General features: G+C 71.0%; 13 protein-coding genes. 4 read left to right on the top strand and 9 right to left on the bottom strand.

The window, feature by feature from the left end:
• Positions 1–7: 7 nt before the first annotated feature.
• The 3 genes from H4W80_RS27415 to H4W80_RS27405 all read right to left on the bottom strand — a co-directional run bounded on the left by H4W80_RS27415 (position 8) and on the right by H4W80_RS27405 (position 7,362).
• Positions 8–1,918 (bottom strand): S8 family peptidase, encoded by a 1,911-nt coding sequence (locus H4W80_RS27415; RefSeq protein ID WP_192787716.1) that lies wholly within the window; start codon positions 1,916–1,918, stop codon positions 8–10.
• Positions 1,919–2,018: 100 nt separating this feature from the next.
• Positions 2,019–4,181, bottom strand: a complete 2,163-nt coding sequence (gene glgB / locus H4W80_RS27410; protein WP_192793765.1) for a 1,4-alpha-glucan branching protein GlgB — start codon at positions 4,179–4,181, stop codon at positions 2,019–2,021.
• Between the two features lie 103 nt (positions 4,182–4,284).
• Positions 4,285–7,362, bottom strand: a complete 3,078-nt coding sequence (locus tag H4W80_RS27405; RefSeq protein WP_192787715.1) for an ATP-binding protein — start codon at positions 7,360–7,362, stop codon at positions 4,285–4,287.
• An 87-nt stretch (positions 7,363–7,449) separates the two neighbouring features.
• On the opposite strand from H4W80_RS27405, the gene H4W80_RS27400 reads away from it, so the two are divergent.
• Positions 7,450–8,301: an NAD(P)-dependent oxidoreductase gene (locus tag H4W80_RS27400; protein WP_192787714.1), complete on the top strand. Its 852-nt coding sequence runs from the start codon at positions 7,450–7,452 to the stop codon at positions 8,299–8,301.
• On the opposite strand, the gene H4W80_RS27395 is transcribed toward H4W80_RS27400, so the two are convergent.
• From H4W80_RS27395 to H4W80_RS27385, 3 genes are all read right to left on the bottom strand, one after another.
• On the bottom strand, positions 8,298–9,623 hold the full coding sequence (locus H4W80_RS27395; protein WP_192787713.1) for a maltokinase N-terminal cap-like domain-containing protein: 1,326 nt from the start codon (positions 9,621–9,623) through the stop codon (positions 8,298–8,300). The two genes, H4W80_RS27400 and H4W80_RS27395, sit on opposite strands and share 4 nt — an antisense overlap.
• A 3-nt stretch (positions 9,624–9,626) precedes the next feature.
• A complete protein-coding gene (treS, locus tag H4W80_RS27390) occupies positions 9,627–11,330 on the bottom strand; it encodes a maltose alpha-D-glucosyltransferase (protein WP_192787712.1) in 1,704 nt (567 codons plus the stop codon).
• 72 nt (positions 11,331–11,402) lie between these two features.
• Positions 11,403–13,505 (bottom strand): alpha-1,4-glucan--maltose-1-phosphate maltosyltransferase, encoded by a 2,103-nt coding sequence (locus H4W80_RS27385; protein ID WP_192787711.1) that lies wholly within the window; start codon positions 13,503–13,505, stop codon positions 11,403–11,405.
• A 293-nt stretch (positions 13,506–13,798) separates the two neighbouring features.
• On the opposite strand from H4W80_RS27385, the gene glgP reads away from it, so the two are divergent.
• Positions 13,799–16,381 (top strand): alpha-glucan family phosphorylase, encoded by a 2,583-nt coding sequence (gene glgP / locus H4W80_RS27380; RefSeq protein ID WP_192787710.1) that lies wholly within the window; start codon positions 13,799–13,801, stop codon positions 16,379–16,381.
• Between the two features lie 53 nt (positions 16,382–16,434).
• Entirely contained in the window at positions 16,435–17,331 is an 897-nt protein-coding gene (locus tag H4W80_RS27375; RefSeq protein ID WP_192787709.1) for a MurR/RpiR family transcriptional regulator, read from the top strand.
• On the opposite strand, the gene H4W80_RS27370 is transcribed toward H4W80_RS27375, so the two are convergent.
• Complete coding sequence (locus H4W80_RS27370) at positions 17,294–19,213, bottom strand: N-acetylmuramoyl-L-alanine amidase (protein WP_192787708.1); 1,920 nt, start codon at positions 19,211–19,213, stop codon at positions 17,294–17,296. The two genes, H4W80_RS27375 and H4W80_RS27370, sit on opposite strands and share 38 nt — an antisense overlap.
• A gap of 105 nt (positions 19,214–19,318) precedes the next feature.
• Positions 19,319–20,293: a S66 peptidase family protein gene (locus tag H4W80_RS27365; RefSeq protein ID WP_192787707.1), complete on the bottom strand. Its 975-nt coding sequence runs from the start codon at positions 20,291–20,293 to the stop codon at positions 19,319–19,321.
• A 55-nt stretch (positions 20,294–20,348) separates the two neighbouring features.
• Between H4W80_RS27365 and H4W80_RS27360 the strand changes: the two genes are divergently transcribed.
• Positions 20,349–21,116 (top strand): class I SAM-dependent methyltransferase, encoded by a 768-nt coding sequence (locus H4W80_RS27360; protein ID WP_192787706.1) that lies wholly within the window; start codon positions 20,349–20,351, stop codon positions 21,114–21,116.
• Here H4W80_RS27360 and H4W80_RS27355 read toward each other — a convergent pair.
• The gene (locus H4W80_RS27355; RefSeq protein WP_192787705.1) at positions 21,106–22,077 is read right to left on the bottom strand and encodes a zinc-binding dehydrogenase; all 972 of its coding nucleotides are present in this window, start codon (positions 22,075–22,077) and stop codon (positions 21,106–21,108) included. The two genes, H4W80_RS27360 and H4W80_RS27355, sit on opposite strands and share 11 nt — an antisense overlap.
• Positions 22,078–22,140: the final 63 nt, after the last annotated feature.

The raw sequence follows: 22,140 nt of genomic DNA, 5'->3' as shown, positions 1-22,140 counted from the left end.
CCGCTGGCTATTTGACGGTTTTCGCCGCCTTCCGCAGTGCCGCCGCGGTGGTCTTGCCGTTCAGCCGGACCTTCTCGGCGGTGGTCAGCTTCTTGGTGCCGTTCGTGCCGTGCGCCCAGTTCAGCCAGGAGGTGAGCAGCGCGCTGTCCAGCTTGGCCTTGCTGGCCTTGGTGTTCTTCAGCACCCGGTACGCCTTGCCGAGCGAGGACGCCTTCGTGACCTCGGGGAACACCTTGCTCGACTTGCCGATCAGCTTGAGGTAGCAGGTGAGCGTGGCGTCCGGGATCGTGCCGCTGCTGCGGTGGATCTCCACGGCCCACTGCTTGGCCGACAGCTTGGTGGCGTTCGTGCCCCGCGTGCAGACCTGCGCGGTGGTCTTCGGGGTCGGCGTGATCGTCACCGTGACCGTGACCGTGGGCAGCGGGACCGGCGAGGTGGAGGCCGAGGGCTCGGGCGCGGGGTTCGCCGGGTCGTCGGGCTCGGGGCTGGGGCCGCTGCTGTCCGACGGGTCGGGCTCGGGGGCGGGGTCCTCGGTCGGCACGCCCGGGGTCTGCGTGACGGTCGGCTGCGGCGAGGCGCCGCCCAGGGCCGCCGCCAGGTCCAGGCGCGGCGTGACGACCTGCTGGCCGTTGGCCTCGTACGAGTACGGCCTGCCGGTCGTCTTCAGCGTGTTGATCAGGTCGGCCATCGGCGTCTGTGGCGAGGCCTGCTTCATCAGCGCCAGCGCGCCGGCCACGTGCGGGGTCGCCATCGAGGTGCCGCTGAAGACGGTCGTCCGGTTGTCGGGCACGGACGACTCGATGCCCACGCCCGGCGCGAACAGGTCCACGATGGCCCCGCGGTTGGAGAAGGCCGCGATGACGTCGTTGTTGTCGTTCGCTCCGACGGCCACCGCCGAGGAGATGCAGGCCGGGTAGGACGCCCCCTCGAACGCCTCGTTGCCTGCGGCCACCACGGTCGCGATGCCCTTCTCCAGCAGGGCGTCGATCTTCGGCTTGAAGATCGTTCCCTCCTCGCTGGAGTCGCAGTCGGTCTCGGACAGCTCGCCGCCGAGGCTGAGGTTCACGGCGGCGATCGGCTGGTTGAGGCCGGTCACGTAGTCCATGGCCTGCCGCAGCGACGACTCGAACGCCAGCAGGCACGAGGGCTCGCCGCAGATGTCCTCGTCGTTGACCCGGCTGAACACCTGCACCGCCACGATGTTCGCGCCCGGCGCGACGCCGCCGGTGCCGGCCGCGATGCCCGCGACGTGGCTGCCGTGCTCGCACAGGTTCGCGCCGTCGGCCAGGCACTTGGCCGTCGTGGCGTCCGCCGCGCCCGTCCCGGTCTGCGAGGTCTGCCCGTTCGGGCAGAGCGACTCGACGCCGTCCTCGACGGCGGAGAAGCAGGCCTCGGCCACGACCCTGTTCCCGAACCACGGGTGGTCGCGGTCGATGCCGGTGTCCAGCACGGCCACCGCCTGCCCGGTCCCGGTGTAGTTCTTGGCGTGCGCCTGGTCGGCCCCGATCAGCTTGAGGTTGGGGCTCACGTCCACCGGCGCGTACGTCCTGTCCCGGTGGATGGACGCGACCCGCGGGTCCTCGGCCAGCTTGGCCAGCTCCTCCGCGGTCCCCTCCACGACCATGAACGACTGGCTCTGCGGCTGCATCACCACGTCCACGCTCTCGGCGGCGGCCTGGCTCGCGACGGGCGCGTTCTGCGCCGGGTCGGCGAGCTCGACGATGGCCCGCACGGAGCCACCGTCGACGCCTAACCCCTCCTCCACCTTGGCGGGGGGCTCGCTGGGGGTGGAGGTCGTCTCTTCCACGACACTCGGGCTGGGGCTCGGGCTGAGAGTGGGGTCCTCCGCGTAGGCCGGCGCCGACAACGGCAGCAGGGCCAGCGCGATCGAGCTCACGATCAGGGGGCGAAGTCGCACGCGTCCTCCGAGAGGGGGATGATCTCGGAGTTTAGGGTGATTTTTCGGACAGAGACAGGTCTCAGGCCCGGTTTCTCACCGAACTTTCAGCGGGCGCACCTCAAACGTTCAGCGTTTCCCCCTCGTGCGTGAGCCACACCGCGCCCAGCGGCGGCACCCTCAGCGTGGTCGAGTGCGGCAGCCCGTGCCACGGCTCGTCGTCGGCCTCGACCACGCCCATGTTGCCCACGCCGCTGCCCCAGTAGTCGTAGGCGTCGGTGTTGACGATCTCCGTCCACTGGCCGGAGTAGGGGAGGCCGAGCCGGTAGCTCTCGTGCGGCGCGCCGCTGAAGTTGACCACGCACGCCAGCGCGGACCCGTCGTCGGCGTAGCGGACGAACGAGAACGTGTTACCGGAGGCGTCGTCGGCGTCGATCCACCGGAACCCCTCGGGCTTGGCGTCCTGCTGCCACAGCGCCGGGGTCTCCTTGTAGATCCGGTTCAGGTCGCGGACCAGCCGCTGCACGCCCTGGTGCCCGTCGAACTCCAGCACCCACCAGTCGAGCCCGCGCTCCTCCGACCACTCCGAGCCCTGGCCGAACTCGCCGCCCATGAACAGCAGCTGCTTGCCCGGATGCGCCCACATGAACGCCAGCAGCGCCCGCAGCTGCGCGAACCGCTGCCACTCGTCCCCGGGCATCTTGCCGAGCAGCGACCCCTTGCCGTGCACGACCTCGTCGTGGGACAGCGGCAGCACGTAGTTCTCGGAGTAGGCGTACAGCAGCGAGAACGTCATCTGATGGTGGTGGTACTGGCGGAAGATCGGCTCGTGGCGCAGGTATTCGAGCGTGTCGTGCATCCACCCCATGTTCCACTTGAAGCCGAACCCGAGCCCGCCCAGGTGCACCGGGCGCGAGACCCCCGGCCAGGCCGTCGACTCCTCGGCGACGGTCGAGATGCCGGGCGTCTCCCGGTAGGCGACGGCGTTCATCTCCTTGAGGAACTCGACCGCGTCGAGGTTCTCCCTGCCGCCGTAGACGTTGGGCGTCCACTCGCCCTCGCGCCGCGAGTAGTCGAGGTAGAGCATCGACGCCACCGCGTCCACCCGCAGCCCGTCGATGTGGAACTCCTTGAGCCAGTAGAGCGCGTTGGCCACCAGGAAGTTGCGCACCTCCCTGCGGCCGAAGTCGAACACGTACGTGCCCCAGTCGGGGTGCTCGCCCCTGGCCGGGTCGGCATGCTCGTAGAGGGGGGTGCCGTCGAAGCGCGCCAGCGCCCAGTCGTCCATCGGGAAGTGCGCGGGCACCCAGTCCAGCAGCACGCCGACGCCGCGCCGGTGCATCACGTCCACGAAGTGGCGGAACTCGTCGGGCGTGCCGAACCTGGCCGTCGGCGCGTAGTAGGACGTCACCTGGTAGCCCCACGACCCGCCGAACGGGTGCTCGGCCACCGGCAGCAGCTCCACGTGGGTGAACCCCATGTCGACCACGTACGCGGACAGCTGCTCGGCCAGCTCCACGTACGACAGGCCCGGCCGCCAGGACCCCAGGTGCACCTCGTAGATGCTCATCGGCCCGGCCTGCGGATGGCTCTCGGCCCGGTCCGCCACCCACTGGTCGTCCGCCCAGGCGAAGGTTGACCTGTCGACCACGGAGGCGGTCATCGGCGGCACCTCGGTGCGCCTGGCCATCGGGTCGGCCTTGTCACGCCACACGCCGTCGGCGCCCAGGATCTGGAACTTGTACCGCTCGCCCGCGCCGACGTCCGGGACGAACAGCTCCCACACCCCTGAGCGGCCCAGCGACCGCATCGGGTAGGCGGTGCCGTCCCAGTGGTTGAAGTCGCCGACGACCCGGATGCCACGCGCGTTGGGCGCCCAGACGGCGAACGCCGTGCCCTCGACGTCCTCGTGCTCCATCACGCGGGCGCCGAGCGCCTCCCACAGCCGCTCGTGCCGCCCCTCGCCGATGAGGTGCAGGTCCACTTCGCCGAGCGTGGGCCAGTGCCGGTAGGGGTCGCGGACCTCGTACGGGTCGTGGTCGGCGTACTTGACGCTCAGCGTGTAGCCGGGGACCTTGTCCAGGCCGGGGACGGTGACCTCGAACACCCCGTGGGCCTGGTGTTTCATGTCGTGGGCCGTGCCGTCCTCCAGCACCACCCGCACCCGCTCGGCCAGCGGGCGCAGCGCGCGGAAGACCACCCCGCCGGACACGGGATGCGCTCCCAGCACGGAGTGCGGATCGTGGTGTGCCCCACCCGCGAGGCGGTCGAGCTCTGTCCTCATCGGCATGCTCCCAACCTTGCCCTATGATGACCGTCCATCCCAGGCACTGCCCGCTTTCACCGGGACAATCACCGAAAGTGCGAAATCCTGGGTTTAACCTGCCTTATACCAGGCTTGGATCCAACCTCTCCGGCTCCGTCACCGCGCCGCGCGCCAGAGCCGCGTCGAGCGCCTCCTGCCCGAGAGCCGCCCGGACCGCGGCGGTGATCCGGTCGACGTCGCCCCGTTCCCCGGCGGGGAGCGGCGCGCCCGCGGCCGCCCGCAGCGCCGCCGCCCGGCCCAGCAGCAGCGCCGCCTCCTCGTGGCGTCCGCCCAGGGCACGCGCGCCCGCCAGCCCTTCCAGCGCGAGCGCGGTGGCCCTCGGGTCGCCGACCCTGCGGGCCGCTCTGAGCCCCTCCAGCTGCAGCTCCAGGGCGGCGGCCGCGTCGCCCCGCTGCTCGGCCGCGAACCCCAGCTCGGCCAGGATCAGCGCCGCCCCCGGCTCGCCGGCCACGTCCCTGACCCAGCCCAGCCAGGCCCGCAGCCGCCGCTCGGCCTCGTCGAGGCGGCCCTGCCGCCGCGCCGCGAGCGCCAGGCCCAGCTCCGCGAACTCCTCGGCCGGGCGGTTCGACTGCTCCACGGCCAGCCGCCTGGCCCGCTCGTGATAGTCGTCGGCCCGCGCGTGGTCGCCCGTCAGCAGGGCGATCCTCCCCAACCGGGACAGCGCGTCGGACACCGAGCTCCACAGCCCGAGCTCCTCCGCCATCCGCAGGCCGTCCGCGCGCAGCTCGGTGGCCCGCTCATAGTCGCCGGTGATCTCGGCAAGCGTGCCGAGGTTCTCGGCGGCCCGCAGCTCGCCCCACCGGTCGCCGAGCTCCCTGAACAGCGCCAGCCCCCGCTCGCCGTCGCGCCGCAGCGCCGCCAGGTCGCCGCGGGTGGCGGCGTAGCGGGCCAGCACGTTCAGCGCCGCGCCCGTGCCCCACTTGTCGCCCAGCTCCTGGAACGTCTCCAGCGCCTGCTCGATCAGGGCCCGGCTGGCCGACAGGTCGTCGTAGCCGAACATCGCGTACCCGATGAACCACCGCGCCCTGGCCCGCTCCGACCGCCCTTCGATGGCCTCGAACACCGCGTGGTCAGGCGGCTCCAACCACCCCGCCAGCATCCGGAGCCCGGCCAGCCACACCCTGGCCTGCGCGGCGGCGGGCCCCGCCGCGCCCGGGACGGACAGCGCGGCCTCCAGCGCCCGCTGGCCCTCGCCGAGCCTGCCGCGCAGCACCCAGTACCAGGCCATGGCGTTCACCAGCCGCACCGCCTCGCCGGGCCGGGCCAGCCGCACCGCCGTCTCCAGCGCCGCCCGCAGGTTGGCGCTCTCGGCGTCGAGCAGCGCGAGCGCGTCCCGCTGCCCGTGCCCCCGCAGGTACGGCTCCGCCCGCTCGGCGAGCGCCGTGTAGTACGCGGCATGCCTGAGCCGCACCTCGTCCAGCTCACCGGCCTCCGCCAGCCGCTCCAGGCAGTAGGCCGCGACCGACTCCAGCAGCCGGTACCGCGGCTCGGCGCCGGGCGCCCGCACCCGGACGACCAGCGAGCGGTCCACCAGCCTGGCCAGCACGTCGAGGACGTCCACGCCGGGGTCGGCGGACACCTCCTCGGCGGCCTCCAGCGTGCCGCCGTCGGCGTGCACGGCCAGCCGCCGGAGCACGACGCGCTCGGGGCCGGTCAGCAGCTCCCAGCTCCAGTCGATCATCGCCCGCAGCGTCCGCTGCCTGGCCGGAGCGCCGCGCAGCCCCGACGCGAGCAGCCTGAACCGGTCGTCCAGCCGGTCGGCGAGCTGGCGCGGGGTCAGCGCCCGCATCCGGGACGCGGCCAGCTCCAGCGCCAGCGGCAGGCCGTCCAGGCGGGCGCAGATCTCCGCCACGTCCTCGTCGGGCTCCACCCCGGCCCGCGCCGCGAACAGCTCCACCGCCGCCTCCCGCGTCAGCGGCGGCACGCTCCACAGGGCCTCGCCCTCGATCCGCAGCGATTCCTGGCTGGTGGCCAGGATCCGCAACCCCGGCGCGGCCTGGAGCAACCGCCCGGCCAGCGCGGCGACCTGCTCGACGACGTGCTCGCAGTTGTCCAGTACGAGCAGCGGCTCCCTGCCCGCGAGCGCGCCCGCGATCCGCTCGACCGCGCCCTCGTACGGAGCGCCCGGCCCGGCCGTGTCGTCGCGCAGGCCGAGCACGGCCGCGACCGCCTCGGCCACCTCGACCTCCGCCGCCCCCGGCAGCAGCGCGGCCAGCTCGACCAGCCACCCGTCACCGCCCGTGCCCGAGGCCGCGGCCAGGGCCAGCCGGGTCTTGCCGACGCCGCCGGGGCCGGTGAGCGTCACCAGGCGGCCGGCCCGCAGCAGCGAGCGGACCTCGGCCACCGCCTCGTCCCGGCCCACCAGGCTCGTCAAGGGCGCGGGGAGGTTGCCGCGCGGGCGCGCGACCGGGCCCAGGGACGGGTCCTGCCGCAGGATCGCCTGGTGCAGGGCCGCCAGCTCCGGCCCGGGGTCCAGGCCCAGCTCCTCCGACAGGTGCCGCCGCAGCTCCTCGTAGCCGCTCAGCGCCTCGCTCTGCCGTCCGGCCAGGTAGAGGGCCCGTACGTGCGCGGCGCGCAGCCGTTCGCGCAGCGGATGCTCGGCCACCAGGGAGGCCAGCTCGGCCGCCAGCAGGACGTGCTCGCCGAGCCCGAGCCGCGCCTCGGCCAGCTCCTCCAGGGCCGCCAGCCGCTGCTCGCCCAGCCGCGCCACCGCCGCCAGGGCGAACGGCTCGCCGGCGAACTCGGCGTAGGCGTCCCCGCGCCACAGCCCGAGCGCCTCGCGCAGCAGCGCGGCCCGCTCCTGCGGCCCTGAGGCCCGCTGCGCGCGCCCGATCAGCGTCTCGAACAGCCCCGCGTCCACGGAGGACGGCTCCACCTGCAGCACGTACCCGGGCGCCCGGTACGCGACCAGCCCGCCGACCGCCCGGCGCAGCTGCGACACCTTCACCCGGAGGGCGCCGGACGCGTTCGCCGGGGGACGCTCGCCCCAGAGGTCCTCGATCAGCCGGTCCGCGGAGACGGGGCGGCCGGCGTGGATCAGCAGGTCGGCGAGGAGCGCCCGGACCTTGACCTCCGGCACCTTGACCGGCTCCCCGTCCGCGGTCCACACCGCGAGCGGGCCCAGCACCCCGAACCGCATCCCCACCCCCGTAACCGACCCCGAACCAGACCATAACCGCCCACCTGCAGGGTGAACGCATCACACCTATTCAGAAGGAACACCGAAATGTCGGAAAATATCTCCGTGCTCGGCCTCGGCCTCATGGGCACCGCGCTCGCGGCGAGCCTCATCGAGGCGGGCCACCACGTCACGGTGTGGAACCGTACACCGGCCAAGGCCGACCCCCTCGTCGCCAGGGGCGCGACCCTCGCGGCCACCCCGGCGCAGGCCGTCGATGCGAGCTCGCTGGTGATCGTCTGCCTGCTCGACTACCCCTCCGTCCTCGAGGTGCTCCAGGACGCCCCGCTGGCGGGCCGGGTCGTCGCCAACCTCACCACCGGCCGCCCCGCCGAGGCCCCGGAGATGGCGGCCTGGGTGGGCGAGCGCGGCGGCGACTACCTGGACGGGGGCATCATGGCCGTGCCCCAGATGATCGCCCAGCCGGGCGCGCTCATCCTCTACAGCGGCTCCCGGCCGGCGTTCGAGCGCTACGAGCAGGCGTTCGGGGCCATGGCCGCGGCCCGCTACACCGGCGAGGACACCGGCATGGCCTCCCTTCTCGACCTGGCCATGCTGACCGGCATGTACGGCCAGATGGCCGGCGCCCTGGAAGCCCTCGCGCTGGTGAGGTCGGCCAAGTATCCGTTGATGGAGTTCACCACCGAACTGCTGATTCCGTGGATCAACGCCATGTCCGCGCAGCTGCCCCGCTGGGTGGCGGACATCGAGGCGGGCGACTACCGGACCGAGGTGTCCAACCTGGAGATCAACCGGTCGGGCATGGAGAACCTCGTCCGCGCCTTCGAGGAGCAGGGCGTCAAGCCGGATCTCTTGCTGCCCATGAAGACCGTCATCGACCGGCGCGTTGCCAGGGGACTCGCCCACGAGGGGCTTTCGGGGCTGATCGAAGAGCTCTAGCGGGGGCGGAAGGCGGCCAGGGGGATCGAGATCCACGACGGGCGGTTACGGGCCTCGTAGACGACCTCGTACACCGCCTTGGACAGCTCGAACGCCCGCAGCAGCGCCGCGTCGCCCCGCGAGATCACGCCGCCGCCCTCGGCGTACCCCTCCAGGAACGCCGCCCGGTTGCGGTCCGCCCACTCCTGGGCCCGCGGCTCCAGCCGCTCGGCCTGGGAGTGGCCGGCCAGCAGGTGCCTGGCCGCGTAGTCGAACGAGCGCAGCATCCCCGCCACGTCCCGCAGCGGCGAGTACAGCGCCCTGCGCTCGGCCAGCGGCTGCCCGGGCTCGCCCTCGAAGTCCAGCACCACCCAGTCCGTGGGCGTGCGCATGACCTGGCCCAGGTGGTAGTCGCCGTGAACCCGCTGCACGGGCACCTCGTGGGTGAGCAGCTCCACCTGGTGGTAGGCGTCCTCGATGGCGGTCACGTGCCGGCGCAGCTCGGGCACCTCAGCGGCGGCCCGGCCCAGTTTCCGCCGGAACGCCTCGGCCATGCGCTTGACCTCGTGCGACTCGATGACGTCCGTGGGGAAGGCCGCGGCCAGCTCGTGGTGAACCCGCGCGGTGGCGCTGCCGAGCCGCAGCGACTCGGCCGCGAAGTCGCCGCCCGCCTCGGCCGCCGGCAGCTCGGGCAGCGACGCGTACAGGTCGCGGACGCTGGTGAGGGCGAGGTCCCAGCCGTCGTTGGCGTTGGACAGGAATTCCTGCATGAAGCCGAGCGTGGTGTCGGTGCCGTCGAGGTCGGTCTCGATCCACCCGTACGGCTGCGCGACGTGCGGCGCGCCCCTGGCCGCCAGCGCCGTGACGATCTCCAGCTCGGGGTTGACCCCGGGGATGAGGCGGCGGAAGAGCTTGCAGATGTACGCGTCCCCGTACACGAGCGAGGTGTTGGACTGCTCGGCCCCCAGCACCAGGCTGCGCTGGGAGGTGTCGATGGCGGCGTCCGGCACGTGCCGCAGGCGCAGGCCGTTGCCGTTCACGTCGTGGGCCATGCCTTCGAGGAGCCAGCTCATGCGCTCGGAGTCGTGTACGGCGTCGTAGAGGTAGGTGTCGCCGATGGTGCCGATGAGGGCGTGCGCCAGGCGGTCGGGGAGCTCCGTCCGCTCGCCGAGCAGGAGCTGGTAGCGGTCGCGCGAGCCCTCCTGCCACACGGCGACGATCAGATGTCTGAGCCCGGACGTCAGTTCGACGTCCGATTCGATCGACAGCTCGTCGATCACCCGCCCCTTGCCGCCGAACCAACGCTGACGACCGATCCATGCGGCAAGGGGCTCGCTCAGCACGTCCTACTCCTCCTGGATGATGGCCGGCGGGAGTGTGAACCAGTAGAACCCATGCCCAGGAAGCGTCAAAAGATACGGAAGTTCGCCAATTGCCGGGAATGGGACCCCGCCCATCGTCTCCACGGGGGAGACGCCGACGAATCTCCGCAGGTCCAGCTCGACCGGCTGGGGGAAGCGTGACAGGTTGTTCACGCAGAGCATCCGGTCGTCGCCCAGCTCCCTGACGAACGCGAGCACGCTGGGGTTGGAGGAGTTGAGCTCCGCGTAACCGCCCAGCCCGAACACCGGGTGCCGCTTGCGGATCTCGATCATGCGCTTGGTCCAGTGCAGCAGCGAGCCGGCGTTGCGCTGCTGGGCCTCGACGTTGAGGCCCTGGTAGCCGTAGATCGGGTCCATGATGACCGGCAGGTAGAGCCGGCCGGGGTCGCAGTCGGAGAAGCCGGCGTTGCGGTCGGGGTCCCACTGCATGGGCGTGCGCACGCCGTCGCGGTCGCCGAGCCAGATGTTGTCGCCCATGCCGATCTCGTCGCCGTAGTAGAGCACGGGGGAGCCGGGCAGCGACAGGAGCAGCGCGGTGAACAGCTCGATCTGGTTGCGGTCGTTCTCCAGCAGGGGCGCCAGGCGGCGGCGGATGCCGACGTTCGCGCGCATGCGGGGGTCCTTGGCATATTCGGCGTACATGTAGTCGCGCTCCTCGTCCGTGACCATCTCGAGCGTCAGCTCGTCGTGGTTACGGAGGAAGATGCCCCACTGGCAGTGCTCCGGAATTTTCGGCGTCTGCGCCAGGATCTCGGAGATGGGATAGCGGGACTCCCGGCGTACGGCCATGAAGATGCGCGGCATCAGCGGGAAGTGGAAGGCCATGTGGCACTCGTCCCCGCCGCCCACCGGGTCGCCGAAGTACTCCACCACGTCCGACGGCCACTGGTTGGCCTCGGCGAGCAGCACCCGGTCGGGGTAGAGCCGGTCGATCTCGGCCCTGATCCGCTTGAGGTACTCGTGGGTCCTCGGCAGGTTCTCGCAGTTGGTGCTCTCCTCCTCGAAGAGGTACGGCACCGCGTCCAGCCGGAACCCGTCGATGCCCAGGTCCAGCCAGAAGCGCAGGACCTCCAGCATGGCCTCCTGCACGTCCGGGTTCTCGTAGTTGAGATCCGGCTGATGGTGGAAGAAGCGGTGCCAGTAGTACTGGCCGCGCACCGGGTCGTAGGTCCAGTTGGACGTCTCGGTGTCGATGAAGATGATCCGGGCGTCCTGGTACTTCTCATCGGTGTCGGACCACACGTAGAAGTCGCCGAACGGCCCCTCGGGGTCGTGGCGCGAGGCCTGGAACCACGGGTGGGCGTCGCTGGTGTGGTTCATGACGAGGTCGGCGATGACGCGCATGCCGCGCTTGTGCGCCTCGTCCACGAGCTTCACGAAGTCTCCCAGGTCCCCGAACTCGGGCAGGATCTTCATGAAGTCCGCGATGTCGTAACCGCCGTCGCGCAGTGGCGACTCGAAGAGCGGCAGCAGCCAGAGGCAGTCGACCCCGAGCCACTGGAGGTAGTCGAGCTTGTCGATGAGGCCCCTGATGTCGCCGGTGCCGTCGCCGTTGGAGTCGGCGAAACCCCGGATCAGGACCTCGTAGAAAACCGCGCGTTTGTACCAGTACGGATCGCGCGGCTTTTCTTCGTCAAAGGTGTTGGGAATGGGTGTGGTTGAGCTCATGAGCCACTCCGGGAGCGGCTCATGACGGAGGCGCTTTCACACACGTTGAAGACTCCCCGCTGAATTCAGTTCTTACCGTGGCGCGGCTCGTACGGTGAGAATATGGGCAGGCTGGATGTGGGGATCGAGGCGTACGTAGTTGCTCTGCCGCCAGCGGTACGACTCACCCGAGAGTTCGTCGTCCACGACGAACTCGGCGTTCCAGTCGAGTCCGATGGCAGGAAGGTCAAGGTCTACGGTCGCCTCGTGGGTATGGTGCGGATCCAGGTTGACGACCGCCAGCACCACGTCGCCCGGACCGTGCCTACGCGTGGCCGGATCATAGGCGCCGGGAAGCCGCTTCGAGAAGCAGACGATGTCCGGCTGGTCGACCCTGTGGAACCGTAGATTACGCAATTCCTGCAGTGCGGGATGCGCTCTTCGGAACAAATTCAGGTGGGTGATGAAGGGCGCCAGGCTCCACCCCTCACGTTCGGCGGTAACCCAATCGCGAGGTTTGTACTGATATTTCTCGCTATCTAGGTATTCTTCGCTGCCGGGGCGTACCGGAATATTCTCTATAAGCTCATATCCGGAGTAAACCCCCCAACTTGGCGAGCCGAGCGCGGCCAGCACAGCCCTGATCTTGAAGGCGGGGATGCCGCCGTGCTGCAGGTATTCGTGCAGGATGTCCGGCGTGTTCACGAAGAGGTTGGGGCGCACGTAGGCGGAAGTCTCGTGGGAGAGCTCCATGAGGTACGACTCCACCTCGGGCTTGGTGGTGCGCCAGGTGAAGTACGTGTAGGACTGGTGGAAGCCGACCTTGCCCAGCATGCGCAGCATCGGGGGCCTGGTGAACGCCTCCGACAGGAAGATCACGTCGGGGTCGGTGGTGTGCACGTCGGCCAGCAGCCGCTCCCAGAACCCGACCGGCTTCGTGTGCGGGTTGTCCACCCGGAAGATCCGCACGCCGTGCGCCATCCAGCGCATCAGCACCCGCTTGACCTCGGCGTAGATGCCCTCGGGATCCTTGTCGAAGTTGATCGGGTAGATGTCCTGGTACTTCTTCGGCGGGTTCTCGGCGTAGGCGATGGAGCCGTCGGCCCTGATCGTGAACCACTCGGGGTGCTCCTTCACCCACGGGTGGTCGGGCGAGCACTGGAGCGCGAAGTCGAGCGCGATCTCCATGCCCAGCTCTTTGGCGCGGCCGACGAACACGTCGAAGTCCTCGAACGTGCCCAGGTCGGGATGGATGGCGTCGTGGCCGCCGTCCTCCGAGCCGATGGCCCACGGGGAGCCGGGCTCGTCGGGCTCGGGGCTGAGCGTGTTGTTGCGGCCCTTGCGGAACGTCGTGCCGATGGGGTGGATCGGCGGCAGGTAGACGACGTCGAAGCCCATCTTGGCGATGGCGGGGAGGCGCTTGGCAGCAGTCTGGAAATTTCCGGACTTGGAGATGCCGTGCTCGTTGACGACCGCGCCTTCGGACCTGGGGAAGAACTCGTACCAGGAGCCGTACAGCGCCCGGCGCCGGTCCACCCTGATCTTGTGCGACTTGGACCTGGTCACCAGCTCCCGGAACGGGTGCGACTCCAGCAGCGCGGCCGTCTCCGGCAGTTGCGCGATCGACAGCCGGGCCCTGGGGTCCAGCTCCTCGTCGCGCAATGTGGCGGAGACCGACAGCAGGGCGGCGCGGTGCCCGCAGGCGCTGTCGCCGTTGCCGTTGCCCTTGGAGCCGCCGTTCGAGCCGCCGTTGGAACCGCCGTTGGAGCCGTTCTTGGGCTTGCCGTTGGGGCAGTCGGCCGTGCGCACGGCCTTCGCCGCCCGCTCGAACAGCCGGGCGCCCTCCTCGCACATCAGATCGACGTCCATGCCGCGGGGGATCTTGATCTCGGCGTCGTGCAGCCAGGTGCTGATCGGGTCGCTCCACGCCTCCACCCGGAACAGCCAGTCACCCTCGGCGGGAAGGGAGACCTCCACGGCCCAGCGGTCGGTGCCCGGGGCGAGCTCGCGCATCCGTTTAAGGCGGGCACGCTGCCCATCGGGCGAGGTGAGCACCACGCCCGCGGCCACGGCATCGTGGCCCTCTCTGAACACGGTCGCCGAGACCTCGAAGGTCTCGCCGGCGACCGCCTTGGCGGGCCACTGCCCGCAGTCGACGACGGGGGAGATGTCCGTGATGGGAATTCGTCCGATCATCGCATTCAAGGGTTGGCGACGGCGCGCTCGGTGCCGCCGGAGGCTTGGCGTGGGTGCAGACTCCGCGTCCCGGTGGTGAGCCGCTGGACGCGGACCACCGTGGTAGGAACGATCCTTGCATGTAAATAGTGGACAGCAGCGGATAGACCTCCCGAGAGTGTCCGCGGGAGTGCCAACATTCAGGAAAGTTGCCCCAATCGCCCGTCTTCATGCTTGTTCCCGGAAGGGGTTTGAACGGCCTTCATGGGGGTGAAGGACTGAGAGGTCCCTCCTAGCCCGTAGGGTGCAGAAACGTGAGAGCAATCCGCCGGTTTACCGTCCGCACCGTCCTGCCCGCGGAGCTGGCCGCCCTCGGCGAGCTCGTCCACAATCTCCGCTGGTCCTGGCACCCGGAGACGCTGGACCTCTTCGCGGAGGTCGATGCCGCCCTCTGGGAGCAGGTCGGTCACGACCCCGTGGCCCTGCTCGGCGCCGTGACCCCCGCCCGGCTCCGCGAGCTGGCCGCAGATCGCCGCTTCCTGCGTCGCCTCGCCGACGCGGCCGACGACCTGCGCGAATACATGACCTCCCCGCGCTGGTACCAGACGCTCCCCGACGGGGCGCGGGCCATCGCGTACTTCTCCCCGGAATACGGCATCGCCGCCGCCCTCCCTCAGTATTCGGGTGGTCTCGGCATCCTGGCCGGAGACCACCTCAAAGCCGCCAGCGACCTGGGTGTGCCCATCCTCGCGGTCGGCCTGCTCTATCGCCACGGCTACTTCACGCAGTCCCTGTCGCCGGAGGGCTGGCAGCTGGAGCACTATCCGTCGCTCGACGCGGGCGGCCTGCCGCTGAGCCTGCTGAAGGACGCCGGCGGCGAGACCGTCAAGATCCGCCTCGCCCTGCCGGGCGAGCGCGAGCTGCACGCGCAGGTGTGGGTGGCGCAGGTCGGGCGGGTGCCGCTGCTGCTGCTCGACTCCGACGTGGCCGAGAACGACACGGCCGCCCGCGACATCACCGACCGCCTCTACGGCGGGGGCACCGACCACCGGCTCATGCAGGAGCTGCTGCTGGGCGTGGGCGGCGTCCGCGCCATCAGGGCGTACTGCAAGATCACCGGGCACGCCGATCCCGAGGTGTTCCACACGAACGAGGGGCACGCCGGCTTCCTCGGCCTGGAGCGCATCCGCGAGCTCACCGAGGCGCGGCTGTCGTTCGACGAGGCGCTGGAGGCGGTGCGGGCGGGCACGGTGTTCACCACGCACACGCCCGTCCCCGCGGGCATCGACAGGTTCCCGGTGGACATGATCGAGCGCCACTTCGGCGGCGCGAACGCCTGGCCGACCGTGCCCGTCGAGCGGATCCTGGCGCTGGGCGCCGAGGCCGATCCCACCCGGTTCAACATGGCCGTCATGGGCATGCGGCTGGCCCAGCGGGTCAACGGCGTCTCCGTGCTGCACGGCAAGGTCAGCCGGGAGATGTTCAAGGATCTCTGGCCCGGATTTGACGTGGCCGAGGTGCCGATCGGGTCGATCACCAACGGCGTGCACGCGCCCACCTGGGTCGGCAGGGAGCTCATGGAGCTGGCCGAGCGCGAGCTGCCCTCGCTGCTGGAGCGGGCCCGCGGCTGGGAGGGCATCCAGAAGATCTCCGACGCCGACCTCTGGCAGATCAGGGGCACGCTGCGGCAGCGGCTCGTCGAGGGCGCCCGGGTGCGCCTGCGCAGGTCGTGGCGCGAGCGCGGCGCCTCGGACGCCGAGCTCGGATGGATCGACGACGCGCTCGACCCCGAGGTGCTGACCATCGGCTTCGCCCGGCGGGTGCCGTCGTACAAGCGGCTCACGCTGATGCTGCGCGATCCCCGGCGGCTCACCGAGCTGCTGCTCGACCCGGACAAGCCGGTCCAGATCGTGATCGCCGGCAAGGCGCACCCCGCCGACGAGGGCGGGAAGAAGCTGATCCAGCAGATCGTCAAGTTCGCCGACCAGGCCAACGTGCGCCACCGCATCGTCTTCCTGCCCGACTACGACATGGCGCTGGGCCAGCTCATGGTCCAGGGCTGCGACGTCTGGCTGAACAACCCGCTGCGCCCGCTGGAGGCGTCCGGCACCTCGGGGATGAAGTCCGCGCTGAACGGCGGGCTCAACCTGTCGATCCGCGACGGCTGGTGGGACGAGTGGTACGACGGCACCAACGGCTGGGCGATCCCGACCGCCGACGGCGTGACGGACGCCGACCGGCGCGACGAGCTGGAGGCCGCCGCCCTCTACGACCTGATCGAGCACGAGGTGGCCGACCGGTTCTACGACCGTCCCGTGGACGGGCTGCCGCGGCGCTGGATGGAGATGGTCAAGCACACGCTCACCTCGCTGGGCCCCAAGGTGCTGGCCGGGCGCATGCTGCGGGACTACGTGGTCGACCTGTACAACCCGGCCGCCGCCGCGGCCAACGCGCTGTCGGCCGACTCGTACGCGCCCGCGAAGGCGTTCGCGGCCTGGCGGGTCCGGGTCACCAGGGCCTGGCCCGGGGTGCGCGTCGAGCACGTCGAGGCCACCGGCGTGGGGGACACGCCGGAGGTGGGCGCCTCCATCGAGCTGCACGCCACGATCGCGCTCGGCGACCTGGAGCCCGACGACGTGCTGGTCGAGGCCGCCTACGGCAAGGTCGGGCCGCACGACGAGCTGATGCGCCCGACGTACGCGAAGCTCACCGTCGCCTCGGCGGGCGACGACGGGCGGGCCCACTACACGGGCACGGTGCCGCTCGACCGTACGGGCGCGTTCGGATACACCGTGCGCGTCGTGCCGTACCACCCGCTCGTGGCCACCCCCGCCGAGCTCGGCCTGATCGCCGTGCCGGAGGAACCCGTGGGCATGACAAATGGCACATTGCGTTAATCCGGGGCACCCGCGAACGGCATATCGCGTTAAACGGACGGCATAATCAGGGGGTGGACGACAGCGGCAACGGCTTGCGGGCCGACACTCTGGTGGCCACGGTCCGCGGTGTGCTGCCGTCCCTGACGCCGGCCGCGCAGACCGTCGCCCGGCTCATCCTGGAGGACCCCGCGACGGTGGCCAGGAGCACCATCACGGAGCTCTCCGCCGCCTCGGGCACCAGCGAGGCCACGATCGTGCGCACCGCGAGGCTGCTCGGGTTCGCGGGATACCCGCAGCTCCGGCTGGCCTTAGCCGCCGCCGCCGCGCAGCCCGACCGGCTCGTGCCCGGCGACCTGGCGCCCGACGACCCGTTGTCGGAGGTCATCCATAAGGTCGCGCGGGCCGAGTCCGAGGCGATCAACGACACCGTGGCCCAGCTGACCTCCGAGCGGCTGGGCCTGGTCGTGGACGCCATCGTGGGGGCCCGGCGGATCGACGCGTACGGCGTGGGCGCCTCCGGGCTGGTGGCCGAGGACGTCGCGCAGAAGCTGCTGCGCATCGGGCTGTCCAGCCACGCCTTCCAGGACGCGCACCTGGCGCTGACCAGCGCGGTGCTGCTCAGGGAGGGCGACGTCGCGATCGGCATCAGCACGTCGGGGGAGACGCCCGACGTGATCGAGCCGCTGACCCGGGCCAAGGAGGCCGGGGCCACCACGGTCGCGATCACGAACAACCCGCGCTCGTCCATCGCGGAGCTGGCCGAACACGTGCTGATCTCCGCCGGGCGCGAGACGGAGTTCCGTCCCGGCGCCCTGGCCAGCCGGATCAGCCAGCTCCTCGTCGTCGACTGCGTGTTCGTCGGCGTCGCCCAGCGCACGTACGACTCCTCTCAGGAGGCGCTCGCGAGCACCAGGCGCGCCGTCAAGGAGTTCACCCGGAGAACGTCACCTGCACGTCGTCAGCCTTGACGAACATGACGCGGTGGCCGAACTGGATCTGCAGGTACTTCGTCTTGCCCCGGACCACCTTGTGGTCCTGGTCCATGGTGAAGGTGACCGCCCGGTAGTACTCCGCGGGCGCCGTCCCGGCCAGGGTGTACTTCTCGCCTGCCGAGAACGTGTACTGCAGCGGGGTCACCGCCTGGTACGGGATGTCCGCCGGGTACGCCTCCTGCTCCGGGTAGGCCCGGCCGTACACCGGGACGGTGGCCTTGCCCGGCTTCGGCGTGACCACGAGGCCGGCCGACGGGACGGCGGTCGGCGCGCTCGCCGGGTTGAAGAACCACGCCTTCTGACCCAGGTACCAGATGGCCGTCCAGTCGCCCTGGCGCTCGGCCACGGCGAAGCGCTGGCCGGTGGTGGCGCGGGCGCTGTGGTCGTACACGCTGTAGAGGGACCCGCCCGTGGGGTGCTTGCCGATGTCCTTGACCAGCGGCGCGTCGGCCCTCGGCTCGGTGCGCAGCCAGACCGTGCTCGCGGGGAGCGGCGGGCAGGCGTTCTCCGGGTTCTTGCGGTCGCACCCGTAGAAGTACGGCTTGTTCGTCGCGAAGTCAGGCTTGATCATGACCGAGCCGGAGCCGGGCCCGCCGAACCGGTGCAGCGGGGCGCCCATCAGCTGGAAGTAGTGTGCCCAGTCCCAGAACGGGCCCGGGTCCTCGTGCATCTGCTTCACGGTCGTGGGCAGCGTGCCGGGGACGTTGTCGTGGCCCAGGATGTGGGCGCGGTCGAGCGGGATGCCGTACCTGAACGCCAGGTAGCGGACCAGGCGGGCGCTCGAACGGTACATCGCCTCGGTGTACCAGGTGCTGCCCTCGGCCAGGAAGCCCTCGTGCTCGATGCCGATGGACTTGGCGTTGACGTACCAGTTGCCGGCCTGCCAGGCGACGTCCTTGCCCTTGATGTGCTGGGCGATGTGGCCGTCGCTGGAGCGCACGGAGTACTGCCAGCTCGCGCCGTACTTCGGGTCCTGGTTCAGGCGGATGGAGGAGTCGAAGTATCCCTCCATGTCATGGATGATGATGTACTCGATCTTCTGGCTGAACGGCCGGTTCGCCAGGTCGTAGTGCCCGTAGTTGTTCGGCGGCAGCTCCTGGTAGGCGGACGGGATCCACTCGCAGGAGACGGTGACCGGGCACTCCACGCCGTCCTTCCTGGACGGGCGCAGGCCGAGCTTCTCCAGCCACTTCTCGATCTTCTCCAGGTTCGGCACGGCCGGGAGCGCGACGCGCTGCCCGTCGTCCGTGGTGCGCGCCTCGCCGTCCTTGATCGTCGCGAACACCTCGTCGGCGAAGAACTTCGCCGCCCCGTCCTCCTGGGCTCCGGAGTACTTGGCGACGGCGCCGTACCACTCGCCGGGGTTGTCGCTCAGCGGCGCGCCGAGCGCCTTCTGGTAGTCGGCGAGCAGCGCGGCGCCGCCCCGGATGTTGGCGGCGTCGTCCGTGCGCAGCCGCTCGTGGGTCTCGCCGGTGAGCTGCGCGGCCTTCTCCATGGTGCGGAGGGAGGCGGGGATCGCGACGGCGGACTGCTGGGGTTCGGGGGCGGGCAGGGGCCGGGCCTCGTCGCCGCGGGCGTCCTCCTCGCCGTCGCTGTGATGGTTGGAGGTGGTGTACGCGGCGGCGTCGGTGAGATGCATGGGCCCGAACCCGGCGTCGTTGGACGGCTGGCCGGCATGGGCCTCCCACCGCGACTCCAGATAGGACACGCCGAGCAGCACGCTCTCAGGGACCTTGAACTCCTGCGCGGCGGCCGCGAAGGCCTGCTGCCGGTCGCCGGAATCCTGAGCGTGAGCTGGGACGACGCCTGAAGTTAAGGGCAGCGCGACGACCGCGGAGATCGCCAATAGGCGGCGCATGAACCACTCCTTGGGGCTGGGGGCACCTGGTGCAGATCAGCGTCTCAACATTTTCCTTCGTGCGCGAGATCTTTGCGAAGAGATTCTTCATCGCTTGCCGCGGGATCAGCTCACGGCGGCCTGCACGGTCAGGGTGCCCGCGGCCGTGTCGATCGTGGCCTCGGTGCCGATGGGGATGGTCGGCGGGTCGTCGCCGTGCCCGGCCGGCAGGCCGCCGAGGATCGGGACGCCGAGCCGGTGGAGGTGGTCGCGCAGCACGTCCACGACGCCCCAGCCGCCCAGCGTCGGGTCCCCGTCATCCTCCTCGAATCCCAGGAACTGCCCCAGCGCGATGCCCCGCACGCCGTCGAGCGCTCCCGAGCGGGACAGCTGCGTCAGGGCGCGGTCGACCTCGCCCAGACCGGTGCCGCGGTTGTCCTCCAGGAAGAGGATCGCCCCCTCCAGGCTGGGCAGCCCGGCGCCGACCTGCGTGCGGACCGCGCTCAGGTTGCCGCCGATGAGCGTGCCCGTGGCGGTGCCGACCGGCGTGCCCGTGGCGGTGCCCGCCAGGGTGCCCGCCGCGCCGACCTGCGCGGTGACCTCGGACGGGTCGCGGTGGACGGTGACGGGGTCGGTGGTCATCAGGGCGCGGCGCAGCGCCTCGGCCGACGCCGGTCCCGTGACGGACGCGTTCCAGTTGACGAAGGGGCCGTGCAGGCCGGCCAGGCGGCAGTGCCGCCACACGGCCAGGTGGAGGTGGGTGATGTCGCTGAAGCCGATCACGGGTTTGGGGTCCCGCGCGAGCGCGCCGAAGTCCAGGTCGTCCACGATCCGGTACGCCCCCTTGCCGCCCCTCGTCGCGAACACGGCCCGTACGCCCGGGTCCCGGAAGGCGTCGTTCAGGTCGGCGGCGCGCTCCTCGTCGCGGCCGGCCATGTAGCCCCACTGGTCGAAGACGTGCTCGCCCAGCTCGACCCGCAGGCCCCACGAGGTGAGGAGCTCGACTCCGGCGGCGACCAGGGCGGCGTTGGGCGGGGAGGCGGGGGAGACGACCCGGACGCGATCACCGGGCATCAGGCGGGGAGCTCGTAAGGTGTCCATCGCCTGGCCACTTTATTGGGTGGACCGCCTGTGGTGATCGTGCGAGGCTCGCTGTGTGTCGGACTACTACCGTGACCTGGCCGTCGACTACCACTGGATCCTCGCCGACGAGGTCGTCAACCCGCCGGGCGTGATCGGCGGCACGTCCGTCTCCCGCCGGGAGTTCATCCGGGCAGTGGTCGACGCCCTGCCGCCGGGCGCCCCCGTGCTCGACTGCGCCTGCGGCATCGGGGCGGACGCCATGGCGCTGGCGCACGCCGGGTTCCGGGTGACCGCCACCGACGGCAGCCCGCAGATGGTCGCGGAGGCGCGCCGTCGCGTGCCCGCCGGCGTCGAGCTGCGCACCTCGCGGTGGGAGGACCTGCCGGCCGCCGTGACCGGGCCGTACGAGCTGGTGCTGTGCCTGGGCAACTCCCTCGTCCACACGGGGTCGCGCGAGGCCATGGTGGCGGCGCTGTCGGGGATGCGGCAGGTGCTGTCCCCGACCGGCACGCTGATCGTCGACTCCCGCAACTGGGAGCTGCTCTATCGCGAGCGCCGGCGGATCGTGGTCGGCGACCGGGTGCGCGAGCGCGACGGCGTACGGTCCACCTGCGTCTACGTCTGGACCTTCCCCGAGAGCTTCGACGAGCCGTGCCTGGCCGAGATCCTGTTCATCCTGGAGCACCCCGACGGCACGCTCAGCCACCACCGGCACACCATCGACTTCCAGCCGTTCACCCCCGCCGACCTGGAGGCCCGGCTCGCCGAGGCCGGGTTCACCGTCGTCGGCTCGTCCTACCGGCCCGAAAACCCGCAGTACGCCATCGCGGCTAAGGGATGAGCACGACCTTGCCCGTCGTACGCCTGCTTTCGAGCGCGGCGTGGGCGGCCGCCGCCTGCGCGAGCGGGAACGTCTGCACGGCGGGGGTCAGCGTGCCGTCGGCGAGCGCCGCCAGCGCCCTGACCTCGTAGTCCGGGCGCGTGTTCGGCCCGCTGAGCAGCAGCATCAGGGCGTCGGTCACGGTGAGGCCGCGCTCCTCCACGGTCTGGGGGTCTGGCTGGAACTCCTGCCGGGAGGCGCTGCCGATCGTGACGTAGCGGCCGCCGTCGGCCAGCAGCCCGAACGCGGCCCGCGCCTTGTCGCCGCCGACCCCGTCGAGCAGGGCCGTGACCGTGCGGCCGCCCAGCTCCTTGGCGACGCTCTCCTCCCAGCCCGGCTGGTCGTAGTCGACGGCCAGGTCCGCCCCGAGGTCGCGTACGGCCGCCACCTTCGCGGCCCCGCCCGCCGCGCCGACGACCCTGGCGCCGAGGCCGCGCGCGTACTGGACGATCAGGCGCCCGATGCCGCCGGCCGCCGAGGTCACCAGCACGACGTCGTCAGGCGTCAGCTTGGCCACGTCGAGAAACTGCAGCGCCGTCACCCCGGTGACGACCATGGCCACGGCGCTCTCGTAGCCGGCGGCGATCGGGTGCACGGACGTCACGTCCGCGACCGCCAGCTCCGCGTAGCCGCCGGGCCGGCCGTACGCGGTCACCACATCGCGCCCGATCCAGGACGGATCCACCCCGGGGCCCACCTGGTCCACGCGTCCGGCCACCTCGCCGCCGAAGATCGCCGGCAGCTCGGGCAGCGGCGGCATGATGCCGCCGGTCGCCCCTGACCGCAGGGTCGTCTCGATCAGGTGGACTCCGGCCGCCTTGACGGCGATGCGAACCTGGCCGGGCCCCGGCTCGGGGTCGGGCACGCTCTCGTAGCGGAGGTTCTCGGCGGGGCCGAAGGTGTGCAGGACGACGGCATGCATGGGTTACTCCCGGGGACAGCGGTCAACTCGTCCTCCGAGCCTGCAACCTCAACCTTGCTTGAT

Origin of the sequence: Nonomuraea angiospora (assembly GCF_014873145.1) — a bacterium.
Classification (GTDB): domain Bacteria; phylum Actinomycetota; class Actinomycetes; order Streptosporangiales; family Streptosporangiaceae; genus Nonomuraea; species Nonomuraea angiospora.
Note: the sequence above shows the minus strand (reverse complement) of the source record. Positions and strands in the feature narration are given on the sequence as shown.

What these genes read in the sequence shown, in the direction of transcription:
- glgB (WP_192793765.1), bottom strand. Translation starts at nt 4,181, where the DNA reads ATGAGGACAGAGCTCGACCGCCTCGCGGGTGGGGCACACCACGATCCG.
- H4W80_RS27405 (WP_192787715.1), bottom strand. Translation starts at nt 7,362, where the DNA reads ATGCGGTTCGGGGTGCTGGGCCCGCTCGCGGTGTGGACCGCGGACGGG.
- H4W80_RS27400 (WP_192787714.1), top strand. Translation starts at nt 7,450, where the DNA reads ATGTCGGAAAATATCTCCGTGCTCGGCCTCGGCCTCATGGGCACCGCG.
- treS (WP_192787712.1), bottom strand. Translation starts at nt 11,330, where the DNA reads ATGAGCTCAACCACACCCATTCCCAACACCTTTGACGAAGAAAAGCCG.
- H4W80_RS27385 (WP_192787711.1), bottom strand. Translation starts at nt 13,505, where the DNA reads ATGATCGGACGAATTCCCATCACGGACATCTCCCCCGTCGTCGACTGC.
- H4W80_RS27370 (WP_192787708.1), bottom strand. Translation starts at nt 19,213, where the DNA reads ATGCGCCGCCTATTGGCGATCTCCGCGGTCGTCGCGCTGCCCTTAACT.
- H4W80_RS27365 (WP_192787707.1), bottom strand. Translation starts at nt 20,293, where the DNA reads ATGGACACCTTACGAGCTCCCCGCCTGATGCCCGGTGATCGCGTCCGG.
- H4W80_RS27355 (WP_192787705.1), bottom strand. Translation starts at nt 22,077, where the DNA reads ATGCATGCCGTCGTCCTGCACACCTTCGGCCCCGCCGAGAACCTCCGC.